The 12,571-nt window shown below is 35.8% G+C and carries 11 protein-coding genes; 5 read left to right on the top strand and 6 right to left on the bottom strand.

Annotation, left to right across the window (positions count from 1 at the left end; translation table 11 throughout):
- Positions 1-72 precede the first annotated feature (72 nt).
- Both DFQ08_RS03300 and DFQ08_RS03295 read left to right on the top strand, forming a co-directional pair.
- Entirely contained in the window at positions 73-1,107 is a 1,035-nt protein-coding gene (locus DFQ08_RS03300) for a flavin-containing monooxygenase (RefSeq protein ID WP_114308360.1), read from the top strand.
- A 248-nt stretch (positions 1,108-1,355) separates the two neighbouring features.
- Positions 1,356-1,754 carry a hypothetical protein gene (locus tag DFQ08_RS03295; protein WP_220235571.1) on the top strand — a complete coding sequence of 133 codons (399 nt, stop codon included), beginning with the start codon at positions 1,356-1,358 and terminating at the stop codon, positions 1,752-1,754.
- Between the two features lie 75 nt (positions 1,755-1,829).
- Here DFQ08_RS03295 and DFQ08_RS03290 read toward each other — a convergent pair whose 3' ends face one another.
- A complete protein-coding gene (locus tag DFQ08_RS03290; protein WP_114308358.1) occupies positions 1,830-3,371 on the bottom strand; it encodes a glycine--tRNA ligase in 1,542 nt (513 codons plus the stop codon).
- A gap of 77 nt (positions 3,372-3,448) precedes the next feature.
- Entirely contained in the window at positions 3,449-4,333 is an 885-nt protein-coding gene (locus tag DFQ08_RS03285; protein ID WP_114308357.1) for a hypothetical protein, read from the bottom strand.
- Positions 4,334-4,402: 69 nt separating this feature from the next.
- Here DFQ08_RS03285 and DFQ08_RS03280 point away from each other — a divergent pair, with 69 nt between their 5' ends.
- Positions 4,403-5,083, top strand: a complete 681-nt coding sequence (locus DFQ08_RS03280; protein WP_114308356.1) for a ComF family protein — start codon at positions 4,403-4,405, stop codon at positions 5,081-5,083.
- A 57-nt stretch (positions 5,084-5,140) separates the two neighbouring features.
- Positions 5,141-6,754, top strand: coding sequence for an Ig-like domain-containing protein (locus tag DFQ08_RS03275; protein ID WP_114308355.1), 1,614 nt, complete (start codon positions 5,141-5,143; stop codon positions 6,752-6,754).
- On the opposite strand, the gene DFQ08_RS03270 is transcribed toward DFQ08_RS03275, so the two are convergent.
- The 4 genes from DFQ08_RS03270 to DFQ08_RS03255 all read right to left on the bottom strand — a co-directional run bounded on the left by DFQ08_RS03270 (position 6,729) and on the right by DFQ08_RS03255 (position 9,880).
- The gene (locus DFQ08_RS03270; RefSeq protein ID WP_114308354.1) at positions 6,729-7,520 is read right to left on the bottom strand and encodes an amidohydrolase; all 792 of its coding nucleotides are present in this window, start codon (positions 7,518-7,520) and stop codon (positions 6,729-6,731) included. The genes DFQ08_RS03275 and DFQ08_RS03270 overlap by 26 nt on opposite strands.
- Positions 7,521-7,522: 2 nt before the next feature.
- Positions 7,523-8,128, bottom strand: a complete 606-nt coding sequence (locus tag DFQ08_RS03265; protein ID WP_147269437.1) for a hypothetical protein — start codon at positions 8,126-8,128, stop codon at positions 7,523-7,525.
- Positions 8,129-8,135: 7 nt separating this feature from the next.
- Positions 8,136-8,663, bottom strand: coding sequence for a hypothetical protein (locus tag DFQ08_RS03260; protein WP_147269436.1), 528 nt, complete (start codon positions 8,661-8,663; stop codon positions 8,136-8,138).
- Positions 8,664-8,737: 74 nt separating this feature from the next.
- Entirely contained in the window at positions 8,738-9,880 is a 1,143-nt protein-coding gene (locus tag DFQ08_RS03255) for a methionine aminotransferase (protein WP_114308351.1), read from the bottom strand.
- 83 nt (positions 9,881-9,963) lie between these two features.
- On the opposite strand from DFQ08_RS03255, the gene DFQ08_RS03250 reads away from it, so the two are divergent.
- The gene (locus DFQ08_RS03250; protein ID WP_114308350.1) at positions 9,964-12,105 is read left to right on the top strand and encodes a S46 family peptidase; all 2,142 of its coding nucleotides are present in this window, start codon (positions 9,964-9,966) and stop codon (positions 12,103-12,105) included.
- The last annotated feature ends 466 nt before the right edge of the window (positions 12,106-12,571 follow it).

Here is a 12,571-nt window from a genome sequence, read left to right as displayed (position 1 = left end):
TTATATGGTGCGGTAATTTGTATAAAACCTATAAAAACGGTATACTGTGCAAAGACTAACACAATACAATTAATGAAAGACTTTGTAATCATAGGAGCTGCCCAAGCAGGACTCTCTATGGCTTATTTTCTTAAACAGCAAAAGAAAGATTTTTTAATCTTAGATAAGGAAAACGAAATTGGAGCTTCTTGGCTTAAACGTTGGGACTCCTTAACGCTATTTACCCCTACAGAGTTTAATCATTTAATAGGGATGCCATTTCCGGCACCAAAAGGGCACTACCCAGATAAATATGAAATTGCAGCCTATTTTAAAAACTATGCCGAAACCTTTGAGTTCCCTGTACAGCTTAACACTTTAGCAGAACGAATAGAAAAAACAGCAGATGGTTTTAAGATCAGCACCAACAAAGAAGCCATTTTTTGTAAACAGGTAATTGTTGCCACAGGGCCATTTCATATTCCGTTTACTCCAAAGTTTCACAAAAACCTGTCGTCTTCAATTTACCAAGTACACAGCAACTATTATAAAAATCCTGAGCAATTACAAAACGGTCCTACCTTAGTTGTAGGCGGTGGTGACAGTGGGTTTCAAATTTTAGATGAAGTTTCTAAGCAAAGCAACGCAACCACATATTTCTCAGGAAGCACAGCCATAAGAACATTACCACAAGAAATTTTAGGGAAAACCCTTTGGTGGTGGTTTACCGTTACAGGCTTTTTAAGTTTTAGTAAAAACTCGTGGATTGGAAAAAAGATTAGCGATGCCAAGCAACCTATTATTGGTACAGACATCAAGGCCATTATAAACAGGACGAATGTAGAGGTTGTGGGCTACACCTTAGATACAGATGGAAACACCATTAAAACCACGACAAAAGATTTAAACGATGTTCAGAATATTATTTGGGCTACAGGCTATAAACCCAATTTTGAATGGATAAAAGGAATAGAACTTTGTAAAGACGGTTACCCAAAACACCATAGAGGAATTAGCACCACTAAAGGACTTTATTTTATTGGCCTACCATGGTTACACACTAGAGGTTCAGCGACTCTAGGCGGTATTAAAAAAGATGCGGTTTACTTAGCAAAAAAGATTTTATAATTTTAAAACCTTATTTTTTTACGCAACCTTTTCGCACATTTTGTATCTATAACTTAGACACTGTACCTACGTTAACCAATTTGTCTTTATAATGATGAAACCCATCCTTTTTGCCCTGTGGATTTTTGGAAGCATTACCTTGTTAAACGCATAGCAGAAAACCGACAGTATAGCGCCGCTATATCAGAAACAAAATGAGGTAAAACTCAATGGAATCCTATTACTTTTAGGATCTGCAGAAGCGAGCTATGCGCGTAATCTCAATGACGAATCTTCTGTTGGTATTTTCTTTCCTTGTCCCTTACGATAAGGAATTTATGCAGCCCTCTATTAATTATTACGTCGCTCCGTATTACAGGGTTTTCTTTGGCAAAAAATATGCTGCTGGCTTTTTTGTAGAAGGTTTTGCCATGTTAAATTCTAGTGAAAGAGAGAAAGAGATCACCCCCAACGATGGTTATTTTTATACCGAAGAAAAAACCGTTACCGATCTTGCCGTAGGTATTGGTTTAGGTGGTAAGTGGGTGACTAAAAGCGGATTTGTATTTGAACTTATAAATGGAATTGGACGCAATCTTTTTAATACGGATTATGACGATCCTAATATTGTTGGCAAATTTGGCTTCAATTTAGGCTACCGATTTTAAGCTAAAAAACCTATAACGAAAAACGCCCAAACTAAAAGCTTGGGCGTTTTTTATATTTAAGACTCTACATAAATTTTAATTCATTTTCATCAGCCAATGCTTTACATCAACCTCAGCTTTTATAATGTCTTTTAAATCTTCAATCTTCACACGTTTTTGTTCCATCGTATCTCTATGACGAATCGTTACCGAATTATCTTCTAAAGTATCGTGATCTACGGTAATACAAAATGGTGTTCCGTTTGCATCTTGTCTTCTGTAACGTCTTCCAACGGCATCTTTTTCGTCATAAGTGACGTTAAAATCCCACTTTAAGTCTTCAACAATCTTCTTAGCAACCTCCGGTAAACCATCTTTTTTAACCAATGGTAAAATAGCGGCTTTTGTTGGTGCTAAAACTGCTGGTAATTTTAAAACCGTTCTTGTGGTATTGTTCTCTAATTCTTCTTCAACTAAAGCATTTGAGAATACTGCTAAAAACATACGGTCTAAACCAATAGAGGTTTCTAAAACGTATGGCGTGTAGCTTTCTTTATCTTCATGGTCAAAATACTGTAATTTTTTACCCGAAAATTCTTCGTGTTGCTTTAAATCGAAATCAGTACGTGAGTGAATCCCTTCTAATTCTTTAAATCCAAATGGGAATTTAAATTCAATATCAGTAGCCGCATCAGCGTAGTGTGCTAATTTCTCATGATCGTGGAAACGGTAATTATCCGCACCTAAACCAAGTGATTTATGCCATTTTAATCGGGTTTCTTTCCAATAGTCAAACCATTCTTTTTGCGTACCTGGCTTAATGAAAAATTGCATCTCCATTTGTTCAAATTCACGCATTCTAAAAATAAACTGTCGTGCAACAATTTCATTTCTAAAAGCTTTTCCCGTTTGTGCAATCCCAAAAGGAATCTTCATACGTCCAGTTTTCTGAACGTTTAAGAAATTCACAAAAATACCTTGAGCCGTTTCTGGTCTTAAGTATAAGTCCATTGCAGATTCTGCAGACGCTCCTAATTTAGTCCCAAACATAAGGTTAAATTGCTTTACGTCGGTCCAGTTCTTACTTCCTGCTACAGGACAAGCAATACCCAACTCTTCAATTAAAGCCTTAACATCAGCTAAATCTTCTTTTTCTAAAGATTGCCCTAAACGTTTTAAGATGGTTTCAATTTTTTCTTGGTACCCAAGCACACGGCCATTTGTAGAAAGAAATTCTTCCTTATTAAAGGCTTCACCAAAACGCTTTTCAGCTTTTTTAACTTCCTTTTCAATTTTAGCTTCAATTTTAGCACAATAATCTTCTACTAAAACATCCGCTCTATAACGCTTTTTAGAATCCTTGTTATCAATTAGGGGATCACTAAATGCATCAACGTGACCAGAGGCTTTCCACGTGGTAGGATGCATAAATATTGCGGCATCAATACCCACAATATTATCGTGCATTTGTACCATGGCTTTCCACCAATAGTCTCTTATATTCTTCTTTAATTCTACTCCATTCTGAGCATAATCGTATACTGCGCTAAGTCCATCGTAGATTTCACTACTCTGAAACACGTAACCATACTCCTTTGCATGAGAGATTACTTTTTTAAATTGATCTTCGTTTGCCATAATACTGCAAAAATAGAAAACCGCTCTGATTAACAGAACGGTTTTTTAAAATTTATAAGGTTAATTCTACACTTTAATTATTTTAATTTAAGACTGGTACTTCCAAGCTTTGTATTTTCATGAAAAACATGAACAAAATAGTAACCTTCTAACAAAGGATTATCTTTATTATCAGCGATAATTGGGGTGCAAATCTCTAAGTTTTCATTCTTATAATTTACCACCTTTTTCTGGCTGTAAATTAAGGACGAATCACCAAAAACAACCTCGCCAGTGTTAGACACTACATTACCACTTGGATTTACAATCTGAATATAGATATCTTTATTGCCGCGTTCTGCCAAAGCATTTTCATTAAGAGTAATACACACATCAATAGCATTGACACGTTTTGCTTTATCTGTAATACGTTTTTTTCCTGATTTTAATTTATAAGACTCCGCATTAATATGACTTGCCTTTAGGACTGATGCCGTGTTTAAAGACGCATTTAATACGCTATTAGTTTCTTCTAAATCACTAATGGTAGAAGAATTCTTTTTGATGGTATTTAAAGCGTAACGTTTATCTTCTTGTAATTGTTTATTAACAAGGTTTAGAGAGTCTATGGTTGCTAAAAGATTTTTGCTTTTTAACTTTAATACGGCAAGCTGTGCTTTGTATTTGGTTACTATAGATAAATTGCCTTCTAGTATTCTTAGGGAATCTAAAGTTGTTCTTGTTTCCTCTTGGGCTTTTTTAAGCTGTAAGGACATAAGATCATAATCTTTATTAAGCGCATCATAACTCGATAAAAGTTCTGTTAATTCCGTTTCTATTAAAACCTTTTCTTGCTCTAAAAACGTTTCGTAAGATTCAACAGACTTATACTTATCAATACTATAAGCTCCTAAAACAGTTAATACAATCAATAAAGAACTAACAATTAATCTATAATTTAATAGCTGAGGGTTAACTATCATTATAATAAATTTATTAATTTGAGTCGAAATTAAACGATATCATAGAGTTATCTTATTTTAATCGATTAAATGATGAAAAACTTGTTAAACTTGTTTTTTCCAAGAGTTTGCGAAGCTTGCAACCTTGTATTAAGCGACAATGAAGTGGTTTTGTGCACCGCATGCCGCCATCATTTACCGATTACAAATTTTCATTTTGAGGCTCCTGAGGCTGTTAAAAAAACACTTTATGGTCGTGTAAAATTAGAAAGCGCCACCGCCCTTTTACACTTCTCAAAAAAAGGACCAATACAGCAACTGCTCCACAATTTAAAATACCGAGGTCATGAAGATATTGGTCTTTTTTTTGGCCAATGGTTGGGAGCCGAACTGGCTTCTATAGACGCCTATAAACAGATTGATGTTGTGATTCCTGTACCGCTGTATAAAGCAAAGCTTAGAAAACGAGGCTACAATCAGGTCGCTAAATTTAGTCAAGAAATTGCAGCAGCCTTAAATGCCGAGTATAATGATAGCGTACTAATTAAAGTAAAATCTGCGAAAACTCAGGTTTTTAAAGGTAGGATTAAACGTTGGAAGGACGATGGATCGCTCTTTGCCATCGCTGAAAATACATCGTTACGCGGCAAACACATTTTACTTGTAGATGATATTATTACCACAGGCGCCACCATAGAATCTTGTGCTATTGTTTTATCTCAAATTGCAGACATTAAGTTAAGTCTTGCCACCTTAGCAATTGCAGATTGATTTTTTCGTTACTTTAATTTATAGTTGTTTCTTTGTATTAAATTTATTTTAAAATAGATGCATTTATCTCCTTTACGAATATTAGGTTTCCTATTTATAGCATTAACCCTTGCGAGTTGTGCTAACCGTGGAACACCAACTGGTGGCGAAAAAGATATTTTACCGCCAAAAATAACCGCTTCTCATCCAGAAAATTTTTCAACCAATTTTAAGGGTGATGAGATTACGATTCAGTTTAATGAGTATGTGCAAATAAAGAACCTTCAGAAACAACTTATTGTTTCTCCCCCAATGGATAACGCTCCGGTGGTAACTCCAGCTAGTGGTGCGAGCAAAACCATTACTATTAAAATAAAGGACACCTTAGATCCCAATACCACTTACGCCTTTAATTTTGGTGAAAGCATCGTGGATTATAACGAAGGAAACCCTTATCCGTATTATCGTTATGTGTTTTCAACAGGAAATACCATAGATTCACTATCTGTAAAAGGTTATGTTGAAGATGCCCTAAAACAAGAGCCTGAGACCTTTATTTCGGTTATGCTGTATGAAGTTGACTCTACCTATAACGACTCTATCGTTTATAAAGAAAAGCCACGCTATATCACCAATACTTTAGATAGCCTTACGTCTTTCAGTATTGATAATATTAAAGCTGGAACCTATAAGTTGATTGCTTTAAAAGATGAAAATTCAAACTACCTCTTTAATCAGAAAACGGATAAAATAGGATTTAAAGAAGACTATATTACCGTTCCTAGTGATTCTACTTACGGTATAAAGTTATTTAAAGAAGCGGTAAATAATAAAGCCATTAAGCCTACTCAAGATGCTGCAAGCCGAATCATTTTTCCTTATGAAGGCGATTACGAAGCCATCCGCATTAAGGTATTAGGCGAAACACCTGAAGGCTATAAAACCAGAATTATTAAGGATAAAGAAACAGATACTTTATACTATTGGTACCAACCACAATTTGAAGTTGACTCGACCTTTTTTATAGTAAATAGTGGTACAAAAATAGACACCTTTAAACATCGTTTTAGAGACTTAAAACAAGATTCTTTAAACATTAAAGCCCTAGTGCAGGGTCCTGTTAATTTTCAAGACGATTTAACTATTGAAGCCAACACGCCTTTATCTAAAATAGATTCCACAAAAATTAGTGTAATTAATAGAGATTCTATACAAGTCGCTTACAAAGTGGTTTACGATTCCATCTATAATAATTATCGTTTCCCTATTGAGAAGGAAGAAAATGAAATTTATAGCTTTACGCTACTTCCAGGAACGTTTACCGATTTTTATAACGAGACCAATAAGGACACTATAAACTATGCTATTAAAACAAAATCGATCTCAGATTATGGTAATATTAGAGTGAACCTAAGAAACGCTAAACTGCCAATGATAGTGCAGTTAATAAACGACAATGGCGATGTTTTATATGAACGTTACGCTAAAGAAAAACCAATTGTAGATTTTAGAAATCTTACGCCAAGAACCTATAAACTTAGAGCTATTTTCGATAGCAATGCCAATGGGAAATACGATACCGGAAATTACTTGTTGGGTATCCAACCCGAGCGTGTGAGTTATCCTAAAGAGAAATTAGATGACGTCCGTGCCAATTTTGATTTTGTTATTGAGTTTGAACTTTTAGACTAAAGGCATCCGCATCATTCAAGAAGTTTAATTTGTCGCGGTATTTTTTAATGGCCGCTTTCTCTAAAGTTACTATCTCAATGGTTTCGGTATCTTCAGGGATCTGATCTAAGCGCTTCCCTAAAACATCATAAGCCACGGAATGTCCGGAGTGCTCATAATTGTTACCGTCTAACCCTACTCTATTAACGCCAATACAGTAGGCCATATTTTCTATGGCTCTGGCTTGTAGTAAAGCATCCCAAGCTGCAACTCTAACCTTAGGCCAATTGGCCACATAGATGAGAAGGTCATAGTCCTCAACGTTTCTAGCCCAAACCGGGAATCTTAAATCATAACAAACCAATGGGCAAATTTTCCAACCTTTATAGTTGAAAATCACTTTTTCAGTCCCTGCCGTATAGACTTTATCTTCACCAGCTAAGGTAAAGGTATGGCGTTTATCATAGCAAGTAACAGCTCCCGAAGGCTCTACGCAAACCATGCGGTTATAGAAATTACCGTTTTCCGTAATAACGAGACTTCCTAGCATTACTGCATTTTTCTCCTTCGCTTTTTCTTTTAACCAACTTAGCGTTTCCCCTTCCATCGTTTCTGCTACCAAACTAGGGTTCATAGTAAACCCAGAGGTAAACATTTCGGGTAAAACAAAAAGATCAACACCCGAATTTACGGTGTTGATCTTTTCATTTAATAGACGTCGGTTTTCCTTTGGGTTTTCCCAAACTAAAGCAGTTTGTATTAACGCAACGTTTAAAACCTTAGACATGCTTATATTTTTTGTTTTGCCTTTTCCACTTTATCGGTAAGTTTCTCTAACTTATCAATCCATTTATTTTCATCTACAGGAGACAATTTACCTTTTCTTTTTAATTTATTATATTTTTTCTGTGCCTTATCAAGCTTCTCTTCCGCTTTATCCAAATTAGCACGAAGTTTCTCTTCTTTCTTTAAGGCCTTTTCAGCTTTCTTTTGCGCTTTCTCTGCTTTTTTCTGTGCTTTCTCCGCCGCTTTCTTTTCTTTTTCTAGCTTTTTAGCCGCCTTTTCTTTCTCTTTTAAAGCTTTAGCTTCGGCTTTCTCTAGTTGAGCAGCCTCTTTTTCAGAAGCTTCAGCATCAGCCTTAGCTTTTAACTCCGCTTCTTTAACTTTAGCCGCTTCTAATTTAGCAGCTGCAGCAGCCTTGGCATTTTCAGCCACAACAGAAGCTTCCTTAAAGATAATAGCTTTTTCTTCTACACTTAAAGTTTCTGTGACATCCTTACCTTCTAAAAATATTTTTTCTTTTTTAACCGTATAGACTTTACCTTCTTTAGTAACCTCTTGTGCATTTAAGCACATGACCAATACTAGGCTTAAACACGTTAATATATATCTCATCTTTTTTTTATTGATTTAAATTATTTAATTTTTCTTTTGTTGATTTTACATCTTCGCTTAGGGCTTCTAATTTCGTCTCCCATTTTGTTGTTTTTTTAGGAGACAGCTTGCCTTTTTCTTTCAATTTCTCAAAGCGTTCTTTTTTATTCTGAAAACGTTTTTTAGCTTTTAAAAAGGCGTCTCTTGCTTTTTCTTGTTCCTTAGCCTTCTGCTCTATAGCCTCTTGTTCTGCCTCTAAAGCTTTACGTTTTGCTAAAGCTTGCGCTTCAACTTTTTTCAATTCTTTCTCCCGCGTTTTTATTTCCTTTAAGCGTTTTTTAACGGCTTCTTCATCAGCTTTATAAGACTTTAAGGTCAACTTAATTTCTGCGGTTTCCTCCTCAGATAAAGACGCCGTAACATCTTTTCCATCTTGTAATATTGTTGTGCCCTTTACGTTATAAACAACTCCGTTCGCCGTAATTACGCGTTCACTACCACAAGATAGCACGAAACCCAAAGAAAGACAAATCCACCACTTTTCTAATTTCATCATTACATGTATTTAAAGGTTCTTCAATTAAGACACACGCCGCTTAAGAAAGTCACGGTCTTACCAAAGCTTTAACATTAAATGCTTTTTAAAATTTCCGCAGCTTTCAATAGCGTGTCGTCTGTTTTAGCGAAACAAAACCGCAAGACTTGGTCGTCTTGCTGATTGAGATTAAAGACCGAAAGCGGAATCGATGCGATTTTAAAAACCTTAGTAAGGTGTTTTGCAAACTCAACATCACCCTGATCAGTAATAGCACTGTAATCTAAAACTTGAAAATAAGTGCCTTGTGCCGGCTGAAATTGAAAGCGCGATTCTGAAATTAAATTTAAAAATAAATCTCGTTTACGCTGAAAAAAAGTAGGTAAACTGAGGTATGTATTTTCATCTTGCATATAATCGGCTATACCTTTTTGAGTCGGGTGATGAACGGAAAACACATTGTATTGATGTACTTTTCTAAATTCAGCCATTAAATAATCGGGAGCACAGCAATAGCCAACCTTCCAACCCGTATTATGAAAGGTTTTACCAAAAGAAGCGGTTATAAAACTGCGTTGTTTTAAATCTTGAAATAAACAAACACTCTGATGTTGCGCATCATCAAAAACAATATGCTCATAAACCTCATCACTTAACACTATAATATCGGTATTTGCTGTTAATTTTTGAAGTTGAAGCATATCGGATTCAGACCAAATTGTACCGCTAGGATTATGTGGCGTATTAATGATAATCATCTTTGTCTTATCGCTTATTTTAGAAGCCACGGTCTCCCAATTCACCTTATAATCTGGTGCTGTAAGTTGCACTGGGACCACGGTACCTCCTTGTACTTTTACAGCAGGTTCATAACAATCATAGGCCGGTTTAAATACCACGACCTCATCGCCACTTTTTATAAATGCGGAAATCACTGTAAAAATAGCCTGCGTGGCCCCAGCGGTCACAGTAATTTCTTTTTCAGGATGATAATGTTGTTTGTACAACACATCATATTTATGAGCAATTGCTAAACGCAAGTCTAAATTTCCCGCCATTGGCGCATATTGATTGTAGCCATTATTCATCGCCGCCGAGACCAAATCGATTAACCTTTGATCGCTAGGATAATTAGGAAACCCTTGCGATAAATTTAGGGCCTGATAGTCCTTTGCCAATGCACTCATTGTCGTAAATATCGTGGTTTCAGTATGAGGTAATTTAGAGGTGAAATTCATAAAAAAATAGACTTTAAAACTGAAAAGATTAAAGATATAAAACAAGCTTTTCTATCTTTACAAAAACTAAAAAAATATTGAATATGCGATTTTTAAAAATTCTTTTCTTTTTCGTTGTTTTTCAGGTCTCAGCCCAACAAGGCGGGATGTGGATTCCTTCTTTATTAGAAGGTATGAATGAGAATGAAATGCAAAGTTTGGGCAGTAAATTAACGGCTCAAGATATATATGATGTTAATAACTCTAGCCTTAAAGATGCCATCGGACATTTTAACGGTGGCTGTACGAGTGAAGTGATTTCTGACCAAGGATTAGTCCTTACCAATCACCACTGTGGTTTTAGTCAAATTCAATCACACTCGTCTTTAGAAAACGATTATTTGAAAGATGGTTTTTGGGCGATGAATTTAGAGGACGAATTACCAAACGAAGGCCTATTTATAGAGTTTATTGTAAGCATTCACGATGTCTCAGACAAAGTTTTAAAAGGCATTACAGCGAGTATGACGGAAAAAGAGAAACAGTCTCAGATTTCTAAAAACAGTAATGCGCTCCTTGAAACATGGCCAAAGGAATCTTGGCAAGATGTAAAAACCAAAGCGTTTTATAAAGGGAATCAATATTTTCTGTTTGTAACCGAGCGTTTTGAAGATATCCGTTTAGTAGGCGCACCGCCTACAAGCATTGGTAAATTTGGTAGTGATACCGATAACTGGGTTTTTCCAAGACATACTGGGGATTTTTCTATGTTCCGTATTTATGCCGATGCCAATAACCGTCCGGCAAAATACAGTAAAGACAATAAACCTTACCAACCTAAACATTACCTTCCAATTTCATTAGATGGAATTGAAGAAGGTGATTTTACTATGGTTTTTGGGTTTCCTGGAACCACCAATGAGTATTTACCTGCCATTGCCATTGAGCATATTACTAAAGAGTATAACCCGACTAATATTGCCATTAGAGAAGCAGCACTAAAAGTCATTGACCAAAAAATGAAAGAAAGTGATGCCGTACGTATTAAGTATGCCTCTAAACAAGCCCGCATTGCAAACGCTTGGAAAAAATGGATAGGTGAAAATTTAGGAATCAGTAAAACAAATGCCGTTGAAAAACGTAGAGCGTTTGAAGCCACCTTTACAAAAGCGCTAAAAGAAAAGAATCTTGAAACTAAATACGGCCATATTCTTCCTGAATTTGACAAATTATATAAGGATTTTGCTCCTATTAATATAAAACGAAGAAACTTTATTGAAGTCTTTTTAACGACTAATGAATTAATGCAAATGACGTTTAGAGCTTACCAAATTGAGCAAGCTTTAAAGGATAACCCTGCAATTCTAGACAGAGCAAAAGCAAGCTTAACCGGAACCTTAAAAGGGATTCACAAAAACTACGATGTTGGTGTAGACCAGGGCGTGTACCTTAATGTTATGCCTTTATACGGAAAGCCTGTTGATGCCTCTATTTATGATAAAACCGCTTTTACAGATTTAGATGCCGCCTTAAAATTATTAGAAGGTGATGCGGCGACAGTCATTAAAAACCTGAATGAAGATGCGGCTTATGCCTATGCTAAACCTATAATTTCAGAATTCTATGACACTATAAATGTAGCGTACGAAGCTAAAAACGAACCTATTAATGCCTTACAAACCGAATATATGACAGCTTTAATGGAGGCTTTACCTAACGAACGTTATTTCCCAGATGCTAATAGTACACTCCGTGTAACTTACGGACAAGTACGAGGGTATTCTCCAAGAGATGCCGTGTATTACAATCCGGTGAGTTATTTAGATGGCGTTATTGAAAAATACGTTCCTGGTGATTATGAATTTGATGTGCCTCAAAAACTTATTGACCTCTATGAGGCTAAAGACTACGGCCAATATGCCGATAGCAACGGAAAAGTACCGGTTTGTTTCTTAGGAACCAACCACACTACAGGTGGAAACTCGGGAAGTCCTGCGATTGATGCTGAAGGTAACCTAGTAGGTCTTAACTTTGACCGTGTTTGGGAAGGGACTATGAGCGATATGAACTACGACCCTGAAATCTGCCGAAACATTATGGTCGATTTACGTTACGTGCTTTTCATTGTAGATAAGTATGCTGGAGCCACGCACCTTATTGACGAAATGACTTTAGTACATCCTAAAAAAGAGGAGACTAAATCCAAGAAAAAGAAGAAAAAAAATAAACGCAAGAAGCGTAGTTAGATTTTAGTTATAGCTAGCTCATTGAGCCCCGTTAGTTACTAAATTTAAAATATTAGACCTCATCGTTTTTGAACTTTGAGGTCTTTTTTTTTATAAATGAACTTCTCGATACGATTGCTTTAATTTTTACTTACAAGCTTCTCGATACGATTTGCTCGTACCTCACAAATCACTCGAAGTGACGTTATTGGTTTTTAATAGATATACTGTTGTAATTGAAGTATTTTCGTCAGTTCGAGTGAAATTGCTCTTTCTGCAATTTTGTATCGAGAACTCATTAAAACGATTACTTTACTTTTTTCTTATAAAGCTTCTCGATACAATTTTCTCGTACCTCACAAATCACTCGAAGTGACGCTTTAGGTTTCTACTAGATATAACGTTTCAATTGAAGTAAAAACGTCAGTTCGAGTGAAATTGCTCTTTCTGCAATTTTGTATCGAGAACTCATTAAAAGGATTACTTT

The organism is Winogradskyella arenosi, from assembly GCF_003337305.1.
GTDB lineage: Bacteria > Bacteroidota > Bacteroidia > Flavobacteriales > Flavobacteriaceae > Winogradskyella > Winogradskyella arenosi.
The sequence above is the reverse complement of the archived record's forward strand: the minus strand, read 5'-3'. Positions and strand labels throughout refer to the sequence as shown.